The organism is Roseobacter sp. TSBP12, assembly GCF_009129705.1.
Classification (GTDB): domain Bacteria; phylum Pseudomonadota; class Alphaproteobacteria; order Rhodobacterales; family Rhodobacteraceae; genus Celeribacter; species Celeribacter baekdonensis_A.
This window is the reverse complement of the sequence record NZ_PYIB01000007.1, coordinates 277,660-301,740: the sequence shown is the minus strand read 5'-3', so window position 1 is coordinate 301,740 and position 24,081 is coordinate 277,660. Positions and strand designations below refer to the sequence as shown.

Here is a 24,081-nt window from a genome sequence, read left to right as displayed (position 1 = left end):
GCGAGTTAGTTGTACTGGGTGAAAGGGAGCACTTCCGGCCCCCACACAAAATCTGGAACCCACTGGCTCGGCTCAATCCCGGGGACGCTGACGCTCAACCTCTCATTGCCCTCTCCGTTGTTGTCGTTGACCTGCACGACCTCCCAGTCTGTGGAAGCCCAGTCCTCGCCCTCGGGCTCCCGTGACGGGTGGATCAGCTTTGCCCAATAGTGGCCGGGCTTGTTCGGAGTCGGGTGCTTTGGCATGGTGCCTCCTGCTGGTTAGTTGAAATTTTATCGGGTCAGGTGAGATCGGATAGAATTTAACATATTGTTTTTATTGTATTTATTATTTTGCGTTATTTTTGCTAAGTCATTGAAATTTAACGTTTATCTAAAAATTTGTAATCAGTTGATTATCCTGCAATAATCTTCATTTATCCGGCTCCTGCAGTGCTGTGAGAACAAAAAAACGCCCACCAAACGGCGGGCGCTGTCTCACTCATCTCCTGTCAGAGATCACATCCCCGACTGCACCTCACGGCTTTCTTGCGCAATCGCATTGCCGGCTTTGGACAGGTCTTGACCGGCGCCTTCGATGGTTTCGCAGGCGGCGAGGGCCAAAAGGCACAATCCGATCATGAGGGTGCGTGTCATGGGTCACTCCATTTAAATGTCAGGTCCCACATATCTAGGGCGATGCAGAGGGATGTCGAACCGATGCGCAAACTCCCGCGCAGGGGGGCGTTTGTCTCAGATCAAAGCAGTATTGCAAAAATGCCTTATTTTCCAACATGCGCGATCGACTTTAAGGGAGAGACCCCATGACCCGCCTTGCTGGCATCCTGTTTTCGCTGATTTCCACAACCTTGATGGGCGTCGCCATTGTCGTGGCTTTGACCATTGGCAAGGACACGTTGCAACCGATCCTGATCGCCGCAGCCATCGGGTTTGTTGTCGCGATTCCAGTGACTTGGATCATTTCGAAAAAACTCACCGAAGAGTTTTGACCACAGAGTTCTGATCCGCGATCAACGCGCGTCGATGGCCTCCATCCACGCCCGCAGTGCCGCCTCAAATTCGCGCGGTTTCTCGGCATGAAGCCAATGGCCCGTGCCGGGAATGGAGGCGAATTTTGCGTGCGGGAACAGGGCTTTGGTGGCATCCCTGTGGTCGCGAGAGACATAGGTGCTTTCGCCACCGGAGAGGAAGAACGCAGGGCCATCATAGGTGCCGGACAGCTCGGGAAACCCGACGATCTTGCCCATTTCGGCTTCTAGAACATCCAGATTCAAGAGCCATTTTTTCTCTTTGACGACAAGGCTTTGTAGCAAAAACGCGCGCACACCCGCGTCCAAAATCTCATGCGCCAACATCCGGTCCGCGTCGGATCGTTTCTCAACCTTTGAGAGGTCCAGCCCGCGCATGGCAGTGATCAAAGGTGTGTTGTCATGGGCGTAGGCGACGGGTGAAATATCCGCGACCGTCAAGGATTTGAGCAGCTCAGGCCGGGTCAGCGCCAGCACCATCGCCGCCTTGCCGCCCATCGAATGCCCCATGACATGACAGGGGCCATAGGCATCGATATGCGCCTCCAAGACCTCGGCCAGATCGGCGGCCATATCCGGGTAGCTTTGCGATGCAAATCGCGGGCTGTCGCCGTGGTTGCGCATGTCGACGGAGAGGACAAGCCGTTGATCGGAAAGACGTTTTGAGATGACGCTCCAGTTGCGGGCGGACCCGAACAAGCCGTGGACGATCAAAAGGGGCGGGCGGTCCGTTGAGGAGCCGGTGAGAACGGTGTTGAGCATGCCCCACAGATAGCGGCTTGGCGGTCCCTGTCAAACCCCTTAAAACGACGATATGACCATATCCATTGCCCAACGCGCCGAAGAATTGAGCACGCTTTTGCGTGACCGTATGGGTGTGCATCTGGGCGATGGCTTTGCGGCCAAGTTCACGAAAGCGGGGCGGCGTTTGCCGCGCTGGGCGCGGCGCAAGGGCGAGGTGATCCTTGAGGCTATGGCCTTGGAAACCCATCCGAAATTGGCGCAACAGATCAACCACGCCAAGGTGAACCGGGCCTTTAAGGAGCTGCGTTATTTCCTCAGGCGGCAAGACCCGAAAGCCCGCGCCAAAAACCGCATCCTCGATTGGATCACTACCGTGGCCTTTATCCTTTTTGTCACGGGCGGATTGATCCTTGGCGTTATGATGTGGCGCGGTCTGATTTAGGGTCTGGTCTAAACGGCACGGGCGAAAGCGCGTCACGTTGGACCAAGGTGACAGTGACAAAGCTCACATAGAGCAGTAGATACCACGACCCCATTTTCGAAACATGCACGATCTCACCAGGCGCTTGGCCGGAGTAGAGCCAGATTTTCGTGGCGGTTCCGACGTTTTCCGCGACCCAAAGGAAGAATGCGGACAATATTCCGGCGAGAGGCATCGGCATCCAGTACCAGCCGCCCATGCGATACCACACGCGGGTGCGGGCATAGAGCAGCAGGGAGGCCATGAAGAGGCCGAGGCGGATGTCCGGCCCAAAGTGATGTGTAAAGAAATTCAGATAGATGGCTCCGGCAAACAGCAGAGAGGCCCAATAGGGCGGGTAGGGCGCGAACCGCATGTCAAAGAGGCGAATGGCGCGGGCCATGAAGCTACCAACGGAGGCATACATAAAGCCGGAAAATAGGGGCACACCACCGATTTTGATCAGCCCGGCACCGGGGTAATCCCAACTGCCCATATGGAGTTTGAAAATTTCCATAATCGTGCCGGTGAGGTGAAACAGCAGGATGACCTTGGCCTCGCCCACGGTCTCCAGCCGAAACACCAAAAACAGGATTTGCAGGCTCAAAGCGTAGGCCAAAAGCGCGTCATAGCGGGCGATGGGCCAGTCGTCTTGCCAGAGCTTATGGGTGAGCATCATTGCGATCAAAAGCAGCCCGCCAAACAGCGCGGCCCAGCCCATTTTGACCACGAACATGATGAGTTCGCTCACGCCATGCGGCAAGCGGGCGCGCAGCCAATCGCCTAAGGCGCGTTCTTTTGGGGTCGGTTGGGCCATGTTCAGTTACTCATACATAAACAGAAAGGGGCCCGGCGGGGCCCCTTTGACATCATACTCCAAACGCTCTTACAGGTTCGGATAGAGCGGGAATTTTTCGCACAGCGCTTCCACCTTGGCTTTCACCTCGGCTTCGACCTCGGCATTGCCCTCTTCGCCATTGGTGGCCAGACCATCGACCACTTCGACGATCCAATCGGCAATCTGGCGGAATTCGGCTTCGCCAAACCCGCGTGTGGTGCCTGCAGGCGTCCCAAGACGTACACCAGAGGTGATCATCGGCGGTTCCGGGTCAAACGGGATACCGTTTTTGTTACAGGTGATGTGGGCACGCTCCAAAGCGGCCTCGGTGATTTTGCCGTTCACGCCTTTGGGGCGCAGATCGACCAGCAACACATGGGTGTCGGTGCCGCCGGTGACGATATCAAGGCCGCCTTTCATCAACTGATCGGCCAGCGCCTGGGCATTCACGATCACTTGTTTGGCGTATTCTTTGAACTCGGGACGCAGCGCCTCGCCAAAGGCCACGGCTTTCGCCGCGATCACATGCATCAAGGGGCCGCCTTGGATGCCGGGGAAGATCGCGGAGTTTACCTTTTTGGCGATTTCGACATCGTTGGTCAGGATCATGCCGCCGCGCGGACCGCGCAGGGTTTTGTGGGTCGTGGTGGTCGCCACATCGGCATAGGGGAAGGGCGAGGGGTGCTGACCACCCGCCACGAGACCGGCAAAGTGCGCCATATCGACCATCAGATAGGCCCCGACAGAATCAGCGATCTCGCGCATTTTCTTGAAATCCACCTGACGCGGAATGGCGGAGCCGCCAGCGATGATCATCTTGGGTTTGTGTTCTGTAGCGAGTTCTTGCACCTGATCATAGTCGATGCGCTGGTCCTGTTTGCGGACCCCGTATTGGATGGCGTTGAACCATTTGCCGGACTGGTTCGGCTTGGCACCATGGGTCAGGTGACCACCAGCATCCAAGGACATGCCAAGGATGGTGTCGCCGGGCTCAAGCAGTGCTGTGAACACGCCTTGGTTGGCCTGCGAGCCGGAATTTGGCTGTACGTTTACATACTTAACGTCAAACAACTCTTTTGCGCGATCCCGCGCAAGGTTCTCGGCGATGTCCACATATTGGCACCCGCCATAGTAGCGACGGCCCGGATAGCCTTCGGCATATTTATTGGTCAGGACCGAGCCTTGGGCCTCCATCACCGCAGCGGAGACGATGTTTTCAGAGGCGATCAATTCGATCTCATGGCGCTGACGGCCAAGCTCTTGGGTGATCGAACCGAACAGTTCGGGGTCACGGGTGGACAGGGGTTCGGTAAAGAAACCGGAATCGCGGACATTGGACGTCATGCACATGCTCCTTGGCAGCGTGGGAGTGTCGCGGGCTTCTTAGCCATTCTGTCACATTTGGAAAACCCTCATCCGTTGCATAATGATGATGAAATGAGCGATCCGGGTGATCAGAGAGGGCAGGGGTTTCCGATCCGCGCCACGCGTCTCGGGATCAGGACGTTTGGGGGGGGGCGGCTTTCGAGGGGGCGCATCGTGCGAAAAAGCGTGAATTCCGGCTAAGGCTTTGGTAACCAAGGGCACGGGCCGTACCGGTTCGCCCTCTTCGCCAGACAAAAAGAAGTCCCACAGATGGTCAAAATTGCCTTTGCGGCCAGCGATGCCCAAATCGCGCAGCGTGCTCTTGAGCGGTTGCAGGCGCGCTATGCCTCCGTTCCTCTGGAGGAGGCGGATGTGATCGTGGCGCTTGGCGGTGATGGGTTCATGCTTCAGACGCTGCATGGGACCATGCATCTCGACACGCCGGTCTACGGCATGAATTGCGGCACGGTCGGATTTTTGATGAACGAGTTCCAGGATGACAATTTGGTCGAACGTTTGCTGGCGGCCGAGGAAGAGGTGATCAACCCGCTCTCGATGGTGGCCGCAGATGCCGATGGGGTGGAACATACCGCACTTGCGATCAACGAGGTCTCTTTGTTGCGCGCCGGACCGCAGGCGGCCAAGCTGCGGGTGTCCATCGACGGTAAGGTGCGGATGGATGAGCTGGTCTGTGACGGTGTCCTTGTCTCGACGCCTGCCGGGTCGACCGCCTATAACTATTCCGCACGCGGGCCGATATTGCCGATTGGATCGGATGTTTTGGCACTGACCGCGATGGCGGCATTTCGCCCCCGTCGGTGGCGCGGAGCCTTGTTGCCCAAAAGCGCAAAGGTCCGCTTTGACGTGTTGGAGCCGCAAAAACGTCCGGTTATGGCCGATGCCGACAGCCGCCATTCCGCCAATGTGGTCTGGGTCGAAATTGCCTCTGAACCAAATGTGCGCCACCGGATTCAGTTTGATCCGGGGCACGGGTTGGAAGAGCGGCTTTTGCGCGAACAATTCGTGTAAATGCGGCGCGCATTCTAAAATTTGCGACCGCCTCGGGCGGGGCGCCCCCACCCTTCCAACTTTCGGTACAGCGTGGAAGGCGAGACGCCAAGCGCACGCGCCGCCGTAGGAATGGAGCCTCCCGCATGCGAAATTGCGGCCTCAACGGCGTTGCGTTCGATTTCCGCCAAGGTTTTTCCGGCAAATGGGTTTGCGGGGGCTTGCGATGCGCCACCAGGATTGGGCGTTCTTTGTACCCGTGGCGCCCCGCGCAAATAGGGCGGCAGATCAGGCACATTGACCACCGGACCGTCATGCAACACGATGACATTCCACAACACGTTCATCAATTCGCGAATGTTTCCCGGCCAAGCATGATCCAGAAAAATTGCTTTGACTTCGGTCGAGAGGGTTCGGAATTCCCGTTCCTCGCGGGCACAGAGCCGATCTAGTTCGGTTTCGGCAATTTCCACCACATCCAGACCACGAGCCCGCAAAGGCGGCAGGTGGATCGGCACGACGTTCAGCCGATAAAACAGATCGGCCCGAAAGCGACCGGCCTGCACTTCGGTGCGCGGATCGACGGTGCTGGTGCAAATCAGGCGAAACTCGGCGGGGCGTCCAGAGGTTGTACCGATTGGGGTGATCACGCCACTTTGCAACATGTTCAAAAGCCGGGCCTGCATAGGTAAGGACAGGGTACAGATTTCATCCAACAACAAAGTGCCGCCATTGGCCAACTCTGCCACGCCGATCTTTTCCGGCGCGCCCGGCATAGCAATATGGCCCAGCAATTCGGCTTCGATTGTGTTCGGGGCGGCGGTGGAACAATCCAGTTTGACGAAGGCACCGTCTTTGTAACCAGACTGGTCGTGGATTGCGGCGGCGGCTTTGACTTTGCCCGTACCATTTTCCCCGGTGATAAACACCGAGGCCGCTGATCCGGCCACGGCACGGATTGTGCTATAAATGTCCTGCATGAGATCCGAAGACCCGATCAGCCCGTCGGTTTCTACCTCATCGGCGGGATAGGGCTGCACATACTGCCCAATGCTGCGCCCGGCCAGCGTGTTGGTGATGGTGGTCTTGAGGTGTTCAGGTTCGATCGGCTTGACGAGAAAATCCATCGCCCCGTTGCGCATGGCCGAGACGGCGCGATCAACAGAGGCAAAGGCTGTGATGGCGATCAGTTTGATGGACGGATCGCGGTCTTTCAGGGTTTTGATAAGTTCAATCCCGTCTCCGTCCGGCAAGACCAGATCAACAAGAGCGATCCCCGGGGCCGTTGTGGCCGACAAGGCGAGTGCTTCGGCGCGGCTGCGCGCAGACAGAACGGTGTAACCCGCCGCCTCAAGAGTGGCCGTGAACAGGGTCAGGTGCGTGTCGACATCATCAACGATTAAAATTGGTTTTTGGGACATTTGTGTCCGTCTCGCTATGTATGAGTAGGTGAATGGATTTTTGAATATCTGAGGCAGTTTGGCGGAGCCTCGCCAAGATCGCAATGATTTCCGTATCTGACATTGAATCGGAGTGTTCTGACAGGTGACGTGCCCGGTCTTGGGCCGAGGTGGAATAAGAGGTTGCAAAGAGGCCAGATAGGGTGTGGGTCGCCAGTCTCAAGGTCGCTTGAGATTTAGGGGACCGCTCTCCCTCTATGGCGGTGACCGCGAGGCTTAGGTAGTGGTCCAGATCGGCGGATAAGTGAATCAGCACATTTTCGGCAACGGCTCTGGGCAGCCGTGTGACCAGCTCCTGTAGGCTGGGTGGTGTATGGTGCGCCGGCTGCGCGGCGGGTTTGATTTCTGTGTTGGGCAGGGGCACATTGAGCGCGCGACAGGTGACGTGAAGGACTTCTGTTTGCGAGGGAAAGGGCTTTGGCAGGATGCCCTTTATGCCCGTGCCCCGGATGGCCTGCATATTCACGTCAAACACATGCGATGTCACGGCGATGACCGGTGGCGGTGTCAGACCGCGGTTTTTCAAGGTTTCAAGCACCTGTGGACCCGACACAAGCGGCAGTTCGATATCGAGGAAAACAATGTCGATTGTCACGTCCGGGGCGGAGAGAAGGTCAAGCGCTTCGGCCCCGTCTTCGGCGTCGAATACGGTGAGGCCGAGCGTCTCAAGAGTGTGATGCATTGCCAGGCGCAGGCTGGCGCTGTCTTCGACCAAAAGCGCTGTGTAGGGACGCAGTATCGGGGACGGCGGCCTTGGCGGCACATGATCGGCCTCTGACCAGTGATCCGTACGGATCGGCAACACCAAACTGGCTTCCGCCCCCGCCTCGGGGAGATTGCGAAGCGTCAAGTTTCCACCAAGGCGGTGCACGGCTTCACGGGCCACATATAACCCATAGCCGGAACCCGGTTCGCCGGACCCGATCGGGATGGGCGCGCGGCCATCGTGGCCGGTGAGAATATGCGGAGGAAAGCCGGGACCCGTGTCGCAGACCCGCACTATGATGTCATCGCCGCCCTCTGAGGCCTGTCGTGACACATGCAGAGAAATCTGGCCCGGGCCCGCATGGTGCAGTGCGTTGGACACAAGGTTGGACAGGACACGCTCGAGCGACAACATATCCCAATCCGCGCGGGTGGGCATGATCTCCAGCCCTTCGAGGCACAGCGTGCTGCCAAACCGCGTGGTGATCCGCTGCCATCTCTGTGCAAGTTTTGTCAGGATGGCGCGTGGGTTGACCATGAGGCGCGTGGCGGGGCGCTGTGTGTGGTCGTGAAACACAAGGCCTGCCACCTCATCCAGCAACCGCCCCAAATGCGCCCCTGTTGCAAGCAGATGCTGGATGTCGCCTTTGAAATGCGGGGGGAGGTCGATGTGATCTAGGGTCGAGAGGCCGCTGTGCAATTCGGCAAAGGTTGACCGAATGTCATGGGACAAAAGGGAAATGCGGCCGGCATCTTTGATCAACAGATTTTGACTCTTTTGGCCGCGCTTTGTCACACTCACCCCCGATTACACTCTCACGACAGACAAAACGCAGCCCGATTGAGGCCGCGTTTCTACGTCACTCATCCGCCGATTAGTAATTTGTTAACCAACGGGAGGGAATGGGACAGCCCTTTTTGCTTAAAATTTACCCTTTTGCATATCCAAGCCCCTGAAGCGCCAGTTTGATTTCGTCCAAAATGGCCGGATCGTCGATGGTCGCAGGCATTTTATAGGGTTGGTTGTCCGCAATCTTGACCATCGTCCCGCGCAGGATTTTGCCCGACCGGGTTTTCGGCAGACGATCAACGACGCAGGCCAATTTGAATGCGGCCACCGGGCCGATTTCATTGCGGACTGCCGTGACGACCTCTTTGACGATGGTGGCGTGATCCTTGGTACAGCCGGAGTTCAGGCACAAAAAGCCCAGCGGAGATTGGCCCTTAAGCTGATCCGCCACGCCGATGACGGCACATTCGGCCACATCCGGGTGGTTGGACAGCACTTCCTCCATCGCGCCAGTGGACAGGCGGTGCCCGGCGACGTTGATCACGTCATCGGTGCGCGCCATGATGTAGACATAGCCGTCCGCATCCTTGATCCCGGCATCACCCGTTTCGTAATAGCCCGGGAAGGTGGTGAGATAGGATTTTTTGTACCGCTCCTCGGCATTCCACAGGTTTTGCAAAGTCCCCGGCGGGAGTGGCAATTTGATCGCGATAGCGCCAAGGTCGCCGTCTTTGACTGGATGCCCGGCTTCGTCGAGAATTTCGATCTCATAGCCCGGCATGGCCACAGAGGGTGAGCCGATCTTGACCGGAAGCTCTTCGATCCCAAGCGGGTTGGCGGCAATCGCCCAGCCGGTTTCGGTCTGCCACCAGTGGTCAATCACCGGCACGCCGAATTTTTCCTGCGCCCATTTGATCGTGTCCGGGTCGGCCCGTTCGCCCGCCAGAAAGATCGCCTGAAGATCATGCAGCTTGTAGCGCTTGATCCAGTCGCCATTCGGGTCTTCGCGTTTGATCGCGCGCAGGGCAGTCGGTGCGGTAAAGAACGATTTCACCCGTTGGTTTTGAATGATCCGCCAGAACACGCCCGCATGGGGCGTGCCGATTGGTTTACCTTCAAACACAATGGTTTGTGCGCCCTTGATCAGTGGGCCGTAGCAAATATAGCTGTGGCCGACGACCCAGCCCACATCGGAGGCCGCCCAGAACCGATCCCCCGCCTCGATGTTGTAGATGTTCTTCATCGTCCAATTGAGCGCCACAAGATGCCCGCCCGTGGCGCGCACAACGCCTTTGGGCTGTCCCGTGGTGCCGGAGGTATAAAGGATATAGGCCGGGTGGTTGCCCTCGACGGGCACACAGTCGGCGGGTTTGACGCCGTATTGGAAGCCGTGCCACGAAAAATCGCGACCGTCGATCAGTTTGGCCACCTCTTGTTCGCGTTGGAAGATCACGCAGAATTCAGGTTTGTGTTCGGCCATATCAATGGCTTTGTCCAAAAGCGGTTTGTAATGGACCACGCGGTTCGGCTCCAAACCACAAGAGGCGGCAATGATCGCCTTGGGCGTACAGTCATCAATCCGCACCGCCAATTCATGCGCCGCAAAGCCGCCAAACACCACCGAATGTACCGCACCAATGCGGGCACAGGCCAACATCGCCTCAAGCGCTTCGGGGATCATCGGCATGTAAATGATGACGCGATCGCCCTTTTCCACACCACGCATTTTAAGCGCACCCGCAAGCGAGGACACGCGCGCCTGAAGCTCTTTATAGGTGATGCCCTTGGTTGCGTGGGTGATCGGGCTTTCGTGCATGATCGCGATCTCATCGCCGCGACCGGCCTCCACATGACGGTCCACTGCGTTGTAGCAGGTGTTGGTCAGGCCATCCGAGAACCATTCGTAAATCGGTGCGTTTTCGTCAAAGAGGGCTTTGGATGGTTTTTTGTACCAATGCACCTCTTCGGCCGCCTGCATCCAAAAGGCCTCTGGGTCTGCTTTCCAGCCGTCATAAATATCTTTGTATGCCACTTTGCGTCCTCCTCGCTGACACGGCGTGAATGGCGCTGTGGGCGATTCCTTACAAGGCAGTTGGGCTGCGATGGAATGTCACTGGCGTCACGCACAGGGGCAATGCCCGCTTCGGGCAGATGGGCATGCCCGCTCCGGGGCTGTTGTTAGCAGACCCTGTTGAAAAAGTTTACATAAATTTCGCAAACTCCTATAGAAAAGTAGTTTGCAAAGTTTTGATTTGGGTCACTGTATTGCAAACAAAAACCGCCCCGAACGTGTCGGAGCGGTTTGCAAAAGTAACAGCGGATGTCAAAGCTGTCGCCTGCGGCAGCTTACCCGTAATGCGCCACCGGCGTACCCGCCATGGCGGACATGTTCAAAAGCCCGCGCGGGGTGATCGAGGGGGTCACGATATGGGCGCGGTTGGCCATGCCCATCAAGATCGGACCCACTTCCAACCCGCCGCCCTTGGTTTTCAAAATGTTGCGCACGCCAGAGGCCGCATCCGCAATCGCAAAGATCAGTGCGTTGGCCGGGCCCTCAAGGCGTGAATGCGGGAAGTTGCGGGCGCGCAAATCCGGGGTCAGAGCGCTGTCGATGTGCATTTCGCCTTCGTAAATAAAGTCGCGCGGTTCGCTGTCGAGGATCTCAAGCGCCTCGCGCATGTGCCGCCCGGTCGTGCATTGCAGGTTGCCGAATTCCGAATGCGAACACAGCGCAATGTTGGGTTCAATGCCAAAGCGGCGGACGTGACGCGCGGTGGCGATGACCGTTTTGGCGATCTGTTCCGGCGTCGGCTCCGTGTGGACATGGGTATCAGCGATGAACAGCGGCCCGTCTTCGAGGATCATCAGAGAAAGCGCCCCCACAGGTTGATGTTCCTTGGTGCCGAGAATCTGTGTCACGTAGTTCAGGTGCCACAGGTATTGTCCAAAGGTGCCGCAAATCATGCTGTCTGCGTGGTCCTGATGCACCATGATCGCACCAATCGCGGTGGTGTTGGTGCGCATGATCGCCTTGGCCAGATCTGGAGTCACACCCTTGCGCTCCATCAGTTTGTGATAGGCCTGCCAATATTGTTTGTAGCGGCTGTCGTTTTCCGGGTTCACGATCTCGAAATCCACGCCGGGGCGGATTTTCAGACCGGCCCGTTCGGCGCGCACCGCGATCACTTCGGGACGGCCGATCAGGATCGGTTTGTCAGTGGTTTCCTCGATCATCGCTTGGGCGGCGCGCAGCACGCGGTCGTCTTCGCCCTCGGCAAAGGCGATGCGGCGTTCGGCCTGCGAGGCGGCGGCAAAAACCGGGCGCATGATCAGCGCCGATTTGAACACCGAATGATCCAACGCGTCCTTGTAGGCCTTCATGTCCGGCACGGGTTTGGTTGCCACACCGCTTTCCATCGCGGCCTTGGCCACGGCGGAGGCGACAACGCCCATCAGGCGCGGGTCAAACGGTTTTGGGATCAGATATTCCGGGCCAAATTCCATCCGCTCGTCTTGATAGGCAGCGGCAGCTTCGGCGCTGGTTGTGGCGCGGGCGAGGGCGGCGATGCCTTCGATGCAAGCAATTTGCATCGCGTCGTTGATCTCAGTTGCCGCCACATCAAGCGCACCGCGAAAGATGAACGGGAAACACAGCACGTTGTTGACTTGGTTGGGATAATCCGAACGTCCGGTGGCGATGATCGCGTCGGGCGCAACCTTTTTGACCTCGTTGGGGTGGATTTCCGGGGTCGGGTTGGCCAGCGCAAACACAATCGGCTGGCGCGCCATTTTGGCGACCATTTCGGGCTTCAAAACACCGGGGCCGGAGAGGCCAAGAAACAGGTCCGCGCCCTCGATCACATCATCCAGCGTGCGCAGGTCGGTCTTTTGCGCGAAGGCGGCCTTTTGCGGTGTCATCTCTTCGGTGCGGCCCTCATAAACAAGACCCGCAATGTCGCACAGCCAAACGTTTTCTCGCTTAAGACCCAGTTTTAAAAGCATATTCAGACAAGCAATCCCGGCCGCACCGCCGCCGGTTGAGACCACTTTGATGTCTTCGAATTTTTTGTTGGTGACCCGCAACGCATTGGTTGCGGCGGCGCCGACGACGATGGCCGTGCCATGTTGGTCGTCGTGAAACACCGGGATGTTCATCTTCTCGCGACACAATTGTTCAACGATAAAGCAATCCGGCGCTTTGATGTCTTCAAGGTTGATCGCGCCAAAGGTCGGCTCCAGTGCGCAGACGATTTCGGCCAGTTTTACCGGGTCAGATTCATCCAGCTCAATGTCGAAACAGTCGATGTTGGCGAATTTTTTGAACAGGACCGCCTTGCCTTCCATCACCGGCTTTGCAGCGGCGGGGCCGATGTTGCCGAGGCCCAGAACGGCAGTGCCATTGGTGACCACGGCCACAAGATTGCCGCGCGAGGTGTAGCGCGAGGAGGTGGAGGGATCGGCCTTGATTTCCAAGCAGGCTTCGGCCACGCCGGGGCTATAGGCACGCGCCAGATCGCGGCCATTGGCCATTGGTTTGGTCGCTCGGATTTCCAATTTCCCCGGCTTTGGGAACTCGTGATAGTCCAAAGCGCCTGTCTCAGGCTGTTGTTGCGGCTATCCGTGCGGGTGTCCGAGGTCATTGGCATTTCCCTTCCTGCGTCTTGATCGTCTGGTTCGGCGTCTTGGGTTTTGATGTAGTTTAATGTTAAACTAAATACTGTGACCCAACGTCACATCATGCTGTTCTCTGCGTCTACGCCCGGCACAGGGTTTCACGCAAGAGGTGTTTGACCGCCGTAGTGCAAAGATTGGTGACGTTAGCGCAAACATTACACCTCTTTGCGGCGCTTTTCCGCAGATCGGGGGCAAATTGCACGATGCGCACCCGCCGCAGGCGCATCCCACTTGCATCTTGTGGTACAGGCGCGCAATCTTGACCAAGCTTTAAAAAATGTCACCATATATCGCCAAAATAAGGTCCCGTTTTGCAATGACCCTGCTCGAAGATGCCGCCAAAATCCGCGAAATGGCCTATGCGCCCTATTCAAACTTCAAAGTTGGTGCGGCGATCCGTACGCCTTCGGGCGCGGTGTTCACCGGCGTGAACGTCGAAAACGCCGCCTACCCGGAGGGCACCTGTGCCGAAGCCGGAGCCATTGCTGCGATGATCGCGGGGGGCGAAACGGTGATCACAGAGGTCGCCGTGATCGGATCAAGCCAAGAGCCCACGCCGCCCTGCGGTGGCTGCCGCCAAAAGCTGCGCGAGTTTGCCGATCCGTCGGTGACGGTTACCATGGGGTCCATGTCCGGCAAAGTGTTGACCATGACCGTCGAGCAGCTTTTGCCCGGTGCCTTCACCCCCGATTATATGGAATGAAACTGATGGACGCGCGCCAAGTGATCGAAAAGCTGCGGGACAAACGGGTCCTGACCCAAGAGGAGCTGGCTTGGTTTGCCCAAGGCTTGGCCTCTGGCGCAGTCACCGATGCCCAGGCTGGGGCCTTCGCCATGGCCGCATTGTTGAACGGCATGTCCGATCCCGAACGGGTGGCTTTGACACTTGCGATGCGTGACAGTGGTGCGGTGATGAAATGGGATTTGCCGGCACCTGCGATCGACAAACATTCGACTGGCGGCGTTGGCGATTGCGTTTCCTTATTGCTCGCCCCCGCCTTGGCCGCTTTGGGGGCCTATGTGCCGATGGTGTCGGGCCGGGGCCTTGGCCACACCGGCGGCACATTGGACAAACTTGAAGCCATTCCGGGCCTCAAGACCGAGGTCTCCGACGCGCGATTTCATCAGATCGTCGAACGGGTTGGCTGTGCCGTGGTCTCCGCCACCGGGTCGATCGCCCCCGCTGACAAACGGCTTTACGCCATTCGCGATGTCACCGGCACGGTCGAAAGTATCGACCTGATCACCGCCTCGATCCTTTCGAAAAAACTCGCTGCCGGGTTGGATGCCTTGGTGTTGGACGTCAAATGTGGTTCCGGCGCATTTATGAAAACGCCAGAGGACGCGCGGGCCTTGGCGCAAAGCCTTGTCAATACGGCCAATGGGGCAGGGTGCAGAACCTCCGCCCTGATCACCGACATGAACCAACCGCTTTGCCCGGAGATGGGCAATGCTTTGGAACTTATGGCGGTGATGGAGGCCATGACCTCGGGCGAGGTGGACAATATCCTATGTGATGTCACCTGCGCGTTGGGCGGGGAATTGTTGGTGTTGGCGGGGTTGGCGGACGATGTTGATCAAGCCACTTGGGCGGTGCGCGATACGTTGACCGATGGCTCCGCCGCCGAAAGGTTTGGCCGCATGATTGCTGAACTGGGCGGGCCGTCCGATTTCGTAGATCATTGGCGCGACCGCCTGCCGTCGGCACCGATTGTGCGTGATGTTGCGGCTCTGAAACCCGGTTTTGTTGGCACGATGGATGGTTATGCGTTGGGCATGGCTGTGGTGCATTTGGGCGGAGGGCGTCTTCAGGGCGGCGAAAAAATAGACCCGGCTGTGGGCATTTCAAATTGCTGTTTGATCGGCGATGAGATGGTCAAAGATGCGTTGATCGCAACGATTCACGCACGCACGCCTGAGGAAGCCGACCGGGCCGAAGCCGCGATCCGCGCCGCGATCCCGATCGTGGACGAGGCGCCCGATGAGCCGCCATTGGTATATGAAAAGGTAACAGCATGACGCGTGCATTTTTGATTGTGATGGATTCCGTCGGCCTTGGCGGCGCGCCGGATGCAGGTGCGTTTTTCAACGGCGATTTGCCCGATGAGGGCGCCAATACAATCGCCCATATTGCGACCGCCTGCGCCGCGGGCCGCGCCGAAGAGGGGCGCTCAGGCCCGCTTCATATCCCGCATCTCGATGCGCTTGGGCTTGGGGCCGCAATGGGTCACGCCACCTCTGATCCGGCTCCCGGTCTGACCGCCATGCCGGAGGGGCTTTACGGCGTTGCCGCAGAGGTCTCGCCGGGCAAAGACACCCCCTCGGGCCATTGGGAATTGGCCGGGGTTCCGGTGCCGTGGGACTGGCATTATTTCCCGCCGACCCTGCCATCTTTTCCACAGGATCTGATGGATCAGGTGGCCGAGCTTTGCGGCGCGGGCGGTACATTGGCCAATTGTCATGCCTCGGGCACCGAGGTGATCAAAGAATGGGGCGCACAGCACATCGAGACCGGATGGCCGATTTGCTACACCTCCGCCGATAGCGTATTTCAAATTGCCGCCCACGAAGCGCATTTTGGCCTCGATCGACTTTTGAAACTGTGCCAGGACATCGCTCCGGTCCTGCATAAAATGAAGGTGGGCCGGGTCATCGCCCGTCCCTTTGTCGGCACAGTCAAAGACGGGTTTTCACGCACCGGAAACCGTCATGATTACGCGATAGCTCCGCCCGCCCCGACGATTTGCGATTGGGCGAAAGCGGCGGGTCGGTCCGTTTATGCGATTGGAAAGATTGGAGACATTTTCTCTATGCAGGGCATTGATGAGGTTCGCAAAGGCACGGATGCGGTGCTGTTTGATCATCTGTGCGATGTGATGGAGGAGGCCCCCGACGGGTCGTTTACCTTTGCCAATTTCGTCGAATTCGACAGTCTTTATGGTCATCGTCGCGATGTCTCCGGCTATGCCCGCCATCTTGAATGGTTCGACGCCCAAATGGCGCGGCTCTATGAGCGCGCGCGTCCGGGAGATCTTTTGATTTTTACCGCCGATCACGGCAATGACCCGACCTGGCCCGGCACAGATCACACCCGTGAACAGGTGCCGGTATTGGGCTATGGTTTGGGGGTGAAACCTATTGGCCCTGTGGCATTTACCGATGTGGCGGCCTCTCTTGCCGAGCATCTGGGCATCGCCGCCCAAGGCCCCGGAAGGAGTTTTCTATGAGCGTCTCTGATCTGCCTAAAATTGAGCTGCATATGCATCTCGAAGGCGCTGCCCCACCCGCGTTCATTCGCGGCTTGGCGGCGGAGAAAAAGACCGATCTTTCGGGGATTTTTGATGAAAAAGGGGCCTATAAATACAAAGACTTTTGGGATTTTCTCAAAGTCTATGAAGCGGCGACGTCGGTGTTAAAGACGCCGCAGGATTACTACCGCCTGACCCGCGCTGTGCTTGAGGAAAGCGCGGCCTCCAATGTGATCTACACCGAGAGCTTTCTGGCTCCGGATTTTTGCGGTGGTGGCGATGTGGGCGCGTGGCGGGATTATGTTGCGGCGATCGGGCAGGCCGCCGATGAAATGGAGCGAGAGGCGGGGATCGTGATGCGCGCAATTCCGACCTGTGTGCGCCATTTCGGCCCGGATCAAGCCAAGAAAACTGCACTCTGTGCGGCGGAAACCGTTGGCGGATTTGTCACCGGCTTTGGCATGGGGGGCGACGAGGCGATGGGTACACAGGGTGATTTTACCTATGCCTTTGACATGGCGCGCGAGGCGGGGCTGCGGCTCACATCCCATGCCGGCGAGTGGGGCGGGCCGGACAGCGTCCGCGACGCCATTCGTGATCTCAAAGTCGAACGTATCGGCCACGGTGTGCGTGCCATCGAAGATTTGGCGCTCGTCGATGAGATTGCCGAAGCGGGCATTGTTTTGGAGGTCTGTCCGGGGTCCAATGTGGTGCTTGGCGTCTATCCGGCATGGTCGGATCATCCCATATCCGAGCTGCGCAAGCGCGGCGTGAAAGTCACCATTTCCACCGATGACCCGCCGTTTTTCCACACCACGATGCGGCGTGAATTTGACCGTTTGTCTGAGACCTTTGGTTGGGAGGCCGAGGATTTCATGGAGTTGAATAAGGTTGCGCTTGCGGCGGCCTTTTGTGATGACGCGACCCGAGAGGTCGTTGCTAAAAAACTGGAGCAAACCAATGCTTGATCATCTGACCGTTGTGACCCATCCGCTTGTTCAGCACAAACTCACCATCATGCGCGATAAGGACACGTCGACGGCGGGATTTCGGCAGTTGTTGCGCGAGATTTCCTTGCTTTTGGCCTATGAGGTCACGCGCGAATTGGAGATGACAACCAAGACGATCCAGACCCCGGTGATGGAGATGGACGCGCCAACGCTGGATGGTAAAAAGCTGGCGCTGATTTCGATCCTGCGGGCTGGCAACGGGTTGATGGATGGTATTCTCGAACTCATTCCTTCGGCGCGCGTGGGCTTTGTGGGGCTCTATCGTGATGAGAAGACGCTTCAGCCGGTCGAATATTATTTCAAAGTGCCCGAAGATTTGGGCGATCGTTTGGTGATTGCAGTCGATCCGATGTTGGCGACGGGCAATTCTTCTGTGGCTGCGATTGACAAATTGAAAGCGGCCGGGGCGACGAATATCCGGTTTCTGTGCCTTTTGGCAGCGCCTGAGGGCATCAAGCGCATGAAAGAGGCGCATCCAGACGTGCCGATCGTGACAGCGGCTGTAGATGAATGCCTCAATGACCATGGATATATTGTTCCTGGGCTAGGGGATGCGGGCGATCGCATGTTTGGCACAAAATAAGCGATTTCCCCCCTTAACAGCGAATCACTTCTAGGGTAGGCTGTACACAATATCTTGTGTGGGGCCAGATAATGCAGGCTTTGAGAACGATTTCCGGCGCGGCGCTGATCGCGATGTTGGGCGGGGCGAGCCTTGGCGTTTGGGGTGCCGAGGCAAAGGCGCTCTATACTGCGGATGAGCCTGCGGAGTTTCCACCGACCTCCTTTAAGGGTACGCAGTATGTCGACAGTCGCGGCTGTGTCTATGTGCGCGCCGGATATGGTGATGGGGTGCAATGGGTGCCCCGCGTCAGCCGGGATCGTCGCGTGCTTTGCGGGTTCAAGCCGACATTTGAGTCAGTCACGAACAAGCTGCCGGTGATCCCTGATCCGGTTGAGGCACCGGCACAGACCCAAGTTGCCGCAGCGACCCCTATAAAACCTGCCGCGCCCAAGACACTGGTGAAACCCACGACGCCTGTGGCCATGGCGACGACCGCAGTCCCGCCCAAAGCGACCCCGCCCAAAACGGTCCCGAACGCGGCTGTCCCTGCGCCCTTATCCGTGGCGCAAACCGTACAAGCACCATCTTTGCCGTCGCTGGATCGGTTGATTGGCAAAGCTGTTGGGGATCGCGGCTGCGTGGCGACCATGTCCGGCGGCGAGTTGCGCTGTGACACGGGCGGAGTCGAATATATCCTCAAACGTCTGCCTGCGGGCGTGACGGTGCGGACCGCAGATGGCAGTCGCAGGACCCTGACCGAGCCGACATTGGTGCGCATCCCGGTGAAGAAAGCCCCGGTCATGGTGGCCCCGACACCGACCTATGTAGCTGCGGTGCAAGCGCCGATGATGATGGCTAGTGCAGCACCCGATATGATGGCTACGCAATGTGCGGGCCTGAGCGGCAATGCGGCGCAATATATGAATACGGGCGGGCGTTATGCCGTGCGTTGCGGTCCGCAAGCTCAGCATCCGTCAGCCTATATTCAGAACCGGACTGCAACCCGCCTGTCGACCCAAAATTCCAATACGGTGCAAGTGGCGCGCGCGGCGGGGATTGACCCCTATGCTTTGCCGCAGCCCGTGCCAATGACATTGCCCGCCGGGTATACGCAAGCATGGAGTGACGGGCGTTTAAATCCTTATCGCGGGCCGATCACCGCGCGCGGCGATCTTCAGATGGCGCAAATCTGGACCCAAACCACTCCAGCTTATGATCTTTATGCGCCGCGCAAAAAGACATTCTGGGAATGGCTGTTCGGATCGCCATTCAAATCCAAAACCACGGCACAAGTGGCGCGCGCTCCAGCGGCGCCAGTCTATGAGGCTCCGGCCCGTGTGTCGACCAAATCCGAGGTGCCAACCCGGACACCGGCGGCACAAGCGCCGGGGCAAGCTGTTCAGCCCGGTTTGCGTTACGTTCAAGTTGGTACATTTGGTGTGCCTGAAAACGCCAAACGCTCAATCGCGCGTTTGTCGTCCATGGGTTTCCCCGTTTCGTCGCAAGTCTTAACGCGCAACGGCAAGCCCCTTAAGATTGTTTTGGCCGGTCCATTTGCCCGGCCTGAACAAACCATGTCCGCTTTAGCGTCGGTCCGCGGGGCTGGCTATGGGGACGCATTCGCACGCAAATAGCGTTGAGTTAACGAGGCAGAACAATAATAAAAATAAAAGAATCCCCCGCATTTGGCGGGGGTTTTCTTTTGTGACGGGCTGTTAACGGGTTATGCGACAGGGAATTAACCCCATGTGACACTGCGTTAACCGCCACAAACCCCTTGCAGTGCAACCCAGTCGCCATCGGACAAGACGGGGCGGGTCTCGGTGATCTGAACGCCGTCCGCTTCGATCAGCGGCAGCACGGTTTCTCCCGTGATGTCGAGCGCATAGGCGTAGGGCGCACTATGGACCTGGGTGCGGGCGAATTGCGCGATGAGCCGGTCCATGTCAGGGTCCGCCGACGGCGCGGTCAACAGGCTTTCGGCATGAGCGTCAAGCACTTCTTCCGACAGATGTCCGGTGGTCAAAAGCCGGATCGAGGCCATCAAGCCCGCCTCATGCAACAGCCGATCCAGCGGATCGTGTTCGGCGGCGCGTTCCAATTCCGCAAGCACATAGCCGGCCACAACATCCGGGTCTTCGTGATCCTCGACCAAGGCGCGGTTCAAAAGCAGGATGCCGCCGGGCAGATGTTGAGACGCGGCCACACCGCTGGTCACCACCACGATTTGCCCGCCCCCCTTGGGAAACAGCCGGGTTTTCAGGCGTTCGAGTGCGCGCGCGCCATGGGCGGTGTCGCAGGGTGCGCCGGAGAGACGTTGGATGCGGTCCAAAAGTCCGGCGCCAATTTCGGCCCGAGTCACAGTTGGCACGATGGACACGGTTTGTCGAATGAGCGCGCCGGGTAACCAAAACAGTGCCAGTCCGAGGGCGGCCAGAGCAACGCCGACATAGATCGCGCCGCGCAGCCGACCGGGATGCGGGCGGGCGCGATCAATGGCGCGGTGGATGCGTCCGATGGCCTCAATCATCAGCTCATCGTCGATCTCGACCTGTTCATCTGTGTCAGGGGCCGGGGCAAAGGTGACAGGGCGTTCGCCGGGAGGCGAGACCCGGATGACCGCAGGCAAAGACCAATGGGTCAACGCACGGCCCGTGATGTCAGACAGGGTCAGCGTCGCTTCGCCGACGGACACAATCACCTCGACCCGCTGGCTGTCTCCCTCGGGTCGCCACAGGGCGCTGGCTTCGAGCCGGTCGAATTCGGTGAGCGCGATCATGCGCGAGCTGCTCTTTCATTATATCTATTGCCGCCAATCTATCGTGGATTGTCAGGGGCGACAATCACTGCGACTCAAGTGGGATGTAAAACCACCATAGCTTTGTCAGGGATTGAGGGGTGTTTTCGCATTTCGGGATTCAGATACTGAAAAAACCGTATAAAGTGGTGCCATGATTATCTCATCCGGCCGCTCCTATATCTTTGTTCATATTCCCAAAACCGGGGGGACGGCGCTGTCGCTGGCGTTGGAGGCGCGTGCCATGGCCGATGACATTCTGATCGGGGACACGCCGAAGGCGGTCAAGCGGCGACCGCGGGTCAAATCGCTGTCGGCTCAGGGTCGGTTGTGGAAACATTCCCGGCTTGCGGATATTGAGGGTGTCGTGGCGCGTGAGGCGTTTGACGACTATTTCATCTTCACCCTCGTGCGCAATCCCTGGGACCGGATCGTGTCCTATTACCATTGGTTACAGGTGCAACAGTGGGATCACCCGGCGGTGCGCCTGGCAAAGGCATCCGACTTCACGACGTTTCTGAATGCGCCAGAAACGCTTGCGTCCCTCTCGATGCCGTATCGCGGCTATATGACCGACGGGGCCGGGCGCGAGCGCGCCACGCTCTATGTGCGACTGGAGGCTCTCGACGCCGATCTTGCACCGTTCTGGGCGCACGTCGGTTTCGATCTCTCCCCAATCGCCCGCGTCAACGCATCGCTACGAGCGCGGGCCTATCAGAGCTACTATTCGGACGCAGACGCGGAGACCGTCTCGCGGCGCGCGCGCGAGGATATTGAACGCTTCGGCTATCGGTTTGATGCCGTCTTGCCGGGGGCATGATCACGTCACGCGAAACGCTTTTCGTACAGCTCCGTCGGACGTTTCGTAAATTCGAAACCCCATGGCCGCGGAATAGGCAAGACCGTGGTGGTTCTGCGCGCCGATTGTCGCGTCAATCTTCGGCAGGCCAGCCTCTTTTGCCGCAGGGCGTGTTGCATCGAAGAGCGCGCCTCCAATGCCCTGACGGGCCGCATCGGTCGGTTTCGTGCGTTCCCCCGCCGCGACGAGTGCCGACAGACATCACTCATTGCCGAAGTGTCTGAGGAATGTGTTTGTCTGATCTGTATTTAAAGGGCTCCAAATGAAAACCGCGCGCCTTGGGGCGCGCGGTTGAAAGATTGGGCGAGATCAATGGGTGATCACGCGGCCTTGCTGTCTACGCCCGCACCAAAACGGCCATAGAATGACTGACCTGTGTCGGCCATCTCACGCAACAGAGCCGGGGTTTCAAAGCGCGGGCCGTGGGTGGCGGTGAGGTTGTCACAAATCTCAACCGCCTTTGCCGCGCCGATGATGTCGAGCCAGGCAAACGGACCACCCGACCACGGTGCAAAGCCCCAGCCTAGGATCGCACCCACATCGCCTTCGCGGATGTCGGTCAACACGCCATCTTCAAGCGCACGCACGGCTTCCAACACCTGCGCCATCATCAGGCGGTGTTGCACTTCGTCAAGCTCGGGTTGGACGTCCGCTGTCGGGTACTCGGCGGTGAACCCGTCCCAAAGCATCCCGCGTTTGCCTTTCTCGTCGTAGGTATAAAAGCCCGCGTTGGCTTTTTTACCCAAACGGCCCTGATCGAACATCCAAAACACCACTTCGTCCACCGCTTCGTCCGGGTAATCGTCACCCATGGCGGCTTTGGTCGCTTTGGCGATTTTCACGCCGAGGTCGATGGAGGTTTCGTCAATCAACTGAAGCGGCCCAAGCGGGAAGCCAAGAAGTTTTGCGGCATTTTCAATCAGCGGCAATTCAACGCCTTCGGCGGCCATCCGCACCCCTTCGTTGATATAGGGGATGATGCAGCGGTTGGCGTAGAAGAACCGCGCGTCATTGACCACGATCGGCGTCTTGCGGATCTGGCGGACGAAATCGAGCGCCTTGGCCACGGCCACATCGCCGGTCTCTTTGCCTTTGATGATCTCGACCAAAAGCATCTTGTCGACCGGGCTAAAGAAGTGGATGCCGATGAACTGATCCGGGCGCACGGAGGCCTTGGCCAACTCAGTAATTGGCAGGGTCGAAGTGTTGGAGGCAAACACACAGTCCGGGCCAACGATGGCCTCGACCTTTTGGGTCATTTCCGCCTTGACGCCGATGTCCTCAAACACCGCTTCGACGATCAGATCACAGCCCTTGAGCGCGTCGAGATCGGTGGTGGCGGTGATGTTGGCGAGCACGGATTCTTTCTTTTCCGGCGTCACTTTTTTACGGGCGATGCCTTTATCGAGGATGCTTTCCGACAGCGCTTTGCCCTTGTCTGCGGCCTCCTGTTTTTGATCGATCAACACGACCTCAATGCCCGCATTGGCGGAGACATAGGCAATGCCCGCGCCCATCATACCCGCGCCCAAAACGCCGAGTTTCCTGACCTTTTGATCGGCCACATCCGGGCGGTTCGCGCCTTTTTCAAGTGCCTCTTTGTTGATGAACAGCGAGCGGATCATGTTGGAGGACGACGGGTTCAACAACACATTGGTGAACCAACGCGCCTCGATTTTGATCGCGGTGTCAAAGGGCACCATGGCGCCTTCATAGACCGCCGAGAGCAACGCCTTGGCCGCCGGATAAACGCCCATCGTGTTGCCATTGACCATGGCAGATGCGCCAACAAAGGTCATGAAACCCGCCGGGTGATAGGGCGCGCCGCCGGGCATTTTCCACCCCTTCGCGTCCCATGGTTTCAGGATGTCCGCGTCTGTTGCGTTCAAAACCCACTCTTTGGCTTTGGCCAGCAGTTCGGCAGGTTCAACCACCTCATGCACAAGGCCCAAAGATTTGGCTTTGATCGGGTCCAACATCCGACCTTCCAACAGGATCGGAGCCGCCGCCATCGCCCCCAAGAGGCGCGATACACGCGTGGTGCCGCCCATGCCGGGGAAGATGCCGACCTTGATTTCCGGCAGGCCGATTTTGGCCTTAGGGTTGTTGGCCACAAAGATGCGGTGCGTCGCCAAAGGCAATTCCAAGCCAATGCCAAGCGCCGTGCCGGGCAGGGCGGAGGCAATCGGTTTGCCGCCTTTGTTGGTTTTCGGGTCCATGCCCGCGCGTTCGATTTTGCGCAGGATGGCGTGCATCGACATGATGCCCTCAAACAGGCCCTTCGCGGGCTCGGCCCCTGCGTCATCGCGCATTTTGGCGATGATGTTCAAATCCATGCCGCCGGCAAAATCCACCTTGCCGGAGGTGATCACGATGCCTTTGACGGCTTCGTCCGCCAGCGCCTGATCGACACAGTCGTTCAATTCGCTGATGCCCGCGATGGACAGCACATTCATGCTTTTGTTGGCGATGTCCCAAGTGATGACGGCCACGCCGTCGCTGTCTACGCTATAGTGAAAATCAGTCATTCT

21 protein-coding genes are annotated in these 24,081 nt (G+C 58.3%); 10 read left to right on the top strand and 11 right to left on the bottom strand.

What is annotated here, in order from left to right; genetic code table 11:
- Nucleotides 1-5: 5 nt before the first annotated feature.
- The gene (locus tag C8029_RS04025; RefSeq protein WP_152002283.1) at nt 6-245 is read right to left on the bottom strand and encodes a hypothetical protein; all 240 of its coding nucleotides are present in this window, start codon (nt 243-245) and stop codon (nt 6-8) included.
- Between the two features lie 252 nt (nt 246-497).
- Nucleotides 498-635: an entericidin A/B family lipoprotein gene (locus C8029_RS04020; RefSeq protein ID WP_009573064.1), complete on the bottom strand. Its 138-nt coding sequence runs from the start codon at nt 633-635 to the stop codon at nt 498-500.
- A gap of 167 nt (nt 636-802) precedes the next feature.
- Between C8029_RS04020 and C8029_RS04015 the strand changes: the two genes are divergently transcribed.
- Nucleotides 803-988 (top strand): hypothetical protein, encoded by a 186-nt coding sequence (locus C8029_RS04015; RefSeq protein ID WP_009573065.1) that lies wholly within the window; start codon nt 803-805, stop codon nt 986-988.
- Between the two features lie 21 nt (nt 989-1,009).
- On the opposite strand, the gene C8029_RS04010 is transcribed toward C8029_RS04015, so the two are convergent.
- Nucleotides 1,010-1,789, bottom strand: coding sequence for an alpha/beta fold hydrolase (locus C8029_RS04010; RefSeq protein WP_152002282.1), 780 nt, complete (start codon nt 1,787-1,789; stop codon nt 1,010-1,012).
- Nucleotides 1,790-1,841: 52 nt separating this feature from the next.
- Between C8029_RS04010 and C8029_RS04005 the strand changes: the two genes are divergently transcribed.
- Nucleotides 1,842-2,213 carry a hypothetical protein gene (locus C8029_RS04005; protein WP_009573067.1) on the top strand — a complete coding sequence of 124 codons (372 nt, stop codon included), beginning with the start codon at nt 1,842-1,844 and terminating at the stop codon, nt 2,211-2,213.
- Here C8029_RS04005 and C8029_RS04000 read toward each other — a convergent pair.
- Together C8029_RS04000 and glyA are read right to left on the bottom strand one after the other, a co-directional pair.
- Nucleotides 2,188-3,048 (bottom strand): DUF817 domain-containing protein, encoded by an 861-nt coding sequence (locus tag C8029_RS04000; RefSeq protein ID WP_152002281.1) that lies wholly within the window; start codon nt 3,046-3,048, stop codon nt 2,188-2,190. The genes C8029_RS04005 and C8029_RS04000 overlap by 26 nt on opposite strands.
- A 69-nt stretch (nt 3,049-3,117) precedes the next feature.
- Nucleotides 3,118-4,413 (bottom strand): serine hydroxymethyltransferase, encoded by a 1,296-nt coding sequence (glyA, locus tag C8029_RS03995; RefSeq protein WP_152002280.1) that lies wholly within the window; start codon nt 4,411-4,413, stop codon nt 3,118-3,120.
- A gap of 291 nt (nt 4,414-4,704) precedes the next feature.
- On the opposite strand from glyA, the gene C8029_RS03990 reads away from it, so the two are divergent.
- Entirely contained in the window at nt 4,705-5,463 is a 759-nt protein-coding gene (locus C8029_RS03990) for an NAD kinase (RefSeq protein WP_009573070.1), read from the top strand.
- Nucleotides 5,464-5,477: 14 nt separating this feature from the next.
- Here the strand turns inward: C8029_RS03990 and C8029_RS03985 are convergent, their stop codons facing one another.
- The 4 genes from C8029_RS03985 to C8029_RS03970 form a co-directional block, all read right to left on the bottom strand.
- Nucleotides 5,478-6,863: a sigma-54-dependent transcriptional regulator gene (locus C8029_RS03985; RefSeq protein WP_009573071.1), complete on the bottom strand. Its 1,386-nt coding sequence runs from the start codon at nt 6,861-6,863 to the stop codon at nt 5,478-5,480.
- A complete protein-coding gene (locus C8029_RS03980; protein WP_152002279.1) occupies nt 6,835-8,370 on the bottom strand; it encodes a hybrid sensor histidine kinase/response regulator in 1,536 nt (511 codons plus the stop codon). Before C8029_RS03980 ends, C8029_RS03985 begins: the two co-directional genes overlap by 29 nt.
- A 166-nt stretch (nt 8,371-8,536) precedes the next feature.
- Nucleotides 8,537-10,429, bottom strand: a complete 1,893-nt coding sequence (locus C8029_RS03975; protein WP_009573073.1) for a propionyl-CoA synthetase — start codon at nt 10,427-10,429, stop codon at nt 8,537-8,539.
- 314 nt (nt 10,430-10,743) lie between these two features.
- On the bottom strand, nt 10,744-12,927 hold the full coding sequence (locus C8029_RS03970; protein ID WP_286189722.1) for an NADP-dependent malic enzyme: 2,184 nt from the start codon (nt 12,925-12,927) through the stop codon (nt 10,744-10,746).
- A 460-nt stretch (nt 12,928-13,387) separates the two neighbouring features.
- Here C8029_RS03970 and cdd point away from each other — a divergent pair, with 460 nt between their 5' ends.
- The 6 genes from cdd to C8029_RS03940 all read left to right on the top strand — a co-directional run bounded on the left by cdd (nt 13,388) and on the right by C8029_RS03940 (nt 19,528).
- Entirely contained in the window at nt 13,388-13,774 is a 387-nt protein-coding gene (gene cdd / locus C8029_RS03965) for a cytidine deaminase (protein WP_009573075.1), read from the top strand.
- Nucleotides 13,775-13,779: 5 nt separating this feature from the next.
- Entirely contained in the window at nt 13,780-15,090 is a 1,311-nt protein-coding gene (locus tag C8029_RS03960; protein WP_009573076.1) for a thymidine phosphorylase, read from the top strand.
- Entirely contained in the window at nt 15,087-16,298 is a 1,212-nt protein-coding gene (locus C8029_RS03955) for a phosphopentomutase (protein ID WP_009573077.1), read from the top strand. Before C8029_RS03960 ends, C8029_RS03955 begins: the two co-directional genes overlap by 4 nt.
- Nucleotides 16,295-17,287 (top strand): adenosine deaminase, encoded by a 993-nt coding sequence (locus C8029_RS03950; protein WP_009573078.1) that lies wholly within the window; start codon nt 16,295-16,297, stop codon nt 17,285-17,287. The genes C8029_RS03955 and C8029_RS03950 overlap by 4 nt, the downstream gene beginning before the upstream one ends.
- The gene (gene upp / locus C8029_RS03945) at nt 17,280-17,912 is read left to right on the top strand and encodes a uracil phosphoribosyltransferase (protein WP_009573079.1); all 633 of its coding nucleotides are present in this window, start codon (nt 17,280-17,282) and stop codon (nt 17,910-17,912) included. Before C8029_RS03950 ends, upp begins: the two co-directional genes overlap by 8 nt.
- 71 nt (nt 17,913-17,983) lie before the next feature.
- Nucleotides 17,984-19,528: an SPOR domain-containing protein gene (locus C8029_RS03940; RefSeq protein WP_009573080.1), complete on the top strand. Its 1,545-nt coding sequence runs from the start codon at nt 17,984-17,986 to the stop codon at nt 19,526-19,528.
- Nucleotides 19,529-19,653: 125 nt separating this feature from the next.
- Here the strand turns inward: C8029_RS03940 and C8029_RS03935 are convergent, their stop codons facing one another.
- A complete protein-coding gene (locus C8029_RS03935) occupies nt 19,654-20,673 on the bottom strand; it encodes a hypothetical protein (RefSeq protein WP_009573081.1) in 1,020 nt (339 codons plus the stop codon).
- A gap of 172 nt (nt 20,674-20,845) precedes the next feature.
- Between C8029_RS03935 and C8029_RS03930 the strand changes: the two genes are divergently transcribed.
- The gene (locus C8029_RS03930; RefSeq protein ID WP_009573082.1) at nt 20,846-21,511 is read left to right on the top strand and encodes a sulfotransferase family 2 domain-containing protein; all 666 of its coding nucleotides are present in this window, start codon (nt 20,846-20,848) and stop codon (nt 21,509-21,511) included.
- 359 nt (nt 21,512-21,870) lie between these two features.
- On the opposite strand, the gene C8029_RS03925 is transcribed toward C8029_RS03930, so the two are convergent.
- Nucleotides 21,871-24,078 (bottom strand): 3-hydroxyacyl-CoA dehydrogenase NAD-binding domain-containing protein, encoded by a 2,208-nt coding sequence (locus tag C8029_RS03925; protein WP_152002277.1) that lies wholly within the window; start codon nt 24,076-24,078, stop codon nt 21,871-21,873.
- Between the last annotated feature and the right edge of the window lie 3 nt (nt 24,079-24,081).

Bases quoted from the DNA above. Each gene is read 5' to 3' on its own strand.
- C8029_RS04020 (WP_009573064.1), bottom strand. From the start codon at position 635: ATGACACGCACCCTCATGATCGGATTGTGCCTTTTGGCCCTCGCCGCC.
- C8029_RS03970 (WP_286189722.1), bottom strand. From the start codon at position 12,927: ATGGCCAATGGCCGCGATCTGGCGCGTGCCTATAGCCCCGGCGTGGCC.
- C8029_RS04025 (WP_152002283.1), bottom strand. From the start codon at position 245: ATGCCAAAGCACCCGACTCCGAACAAGCCCGGCCACTATTGGGCAAAG.
- C8029_RS04015 (WP_009573065.1), top strand. From the start codon at position 803: ATGACCCGCCTTGCTGGCATCCTGTTTTCGCTGATTTCCACAACCTTG.
- C8029_RS03985 (WP_009573071.1), bottom strand. From the start codon at position 6,863: ATGTCCCAAAAACCAATTTTAATCGTTGATGATGTCGACACGCACCTG.
- cdd (WP_009573075.1), top strand. From the start codon at position 13,388: ATGACCCTGCTCGAAGATGCCGCCAAAATCCGCGAAATGGCCTATGCG.
- C8029_RS03990 (WP_009573070.1), top strand. From the start codon at position 4,705: ATGGTCAAAATTGCCTTTGCGGCCAGCGATGCCCAAATCGCGCAGCGT.
- C8029_RS03960 (WP_009573076.1), top strand. From the start codon at position 13,780: ATGGACGCGCGCCAAGTGATCGAAAAGCTGCGGGACAAACGGGTCCTG.
- C8029_RS03925 (WP_152002277.1), bottom strand. From the start codon at position 24,078: ATGACTGATTTTCACTATAGCGTAGACAGCGACGGCGTGGCCGTCATC.
- C8029_RS04010 (WP_152002282.1), bottom strand. From the start codon at position 1,789: ATGCTCAACACCGTTCTCACCGGCTCCTCAACGGACCGCCCGCCCCTT.
- C8029_RS03940 (WP_009573080.1), top strand. From the start codon at position 17,984: ATGCAGGCTTTGAGAACGATTTCCGGCGCGGCGCTGATCGCGATGTTG.
- C8029_RS03955 (WP_009573077.1), top strand. From the start codon at position 15,087: ATGACGCGTGCATTTTTGATTGTGATGGATTCCGTCGGCCTTGGCGGC.
- C8029_RS03950 (WP_009573078.1), top strand. From the start codon at position 16,295: ATGAGCGTCTCTGATCTGCCTAAAATTGAGCTGCATATGCATCTCGAA.
- C8029_RS04005 (WP_009573067.1), top strand. From the start codon at position 1,842: ATGACCATATCCATTGCCCAACGCGCCGAAGAATTGAGCACGCTTTTG.
- C8029_RS03930 (WP_009573082.1), top strand. From the start codon at position 20,846: ATGATTATCTCATCCGGCCGCTCCTATATCTTTGTTCATATTCCCAAA.
- C8029_RS03935 (WP_009573081.1), bottom strand. From the start codon at position 20,673: ATGATCGCGCTCACCGAATTCGACCGGCTCGAAGCCAGCGCCCTGTGG.
- upp (WP_009573079.1), top strand. From the start codon at position 17,280: ATGCTTGATCATCTGACCGTTGTGACCCATCCGCTTGTTCAGCACAAA.
- glyA (WP_152002280.1), bottom strand. From the start codon at position 4,413: ATGACGTCCAATGTCCGCGATTCCGGTTTCTTTACCGAACCCCTGTCC.
- C8029_RS04000 (WP_152002281.1), bottom strand. From the start codon at position 3,048: ATGGCCCAACCGACCCCAAAAGAACGCGCCTTAGGCGATTGGCTGCGC.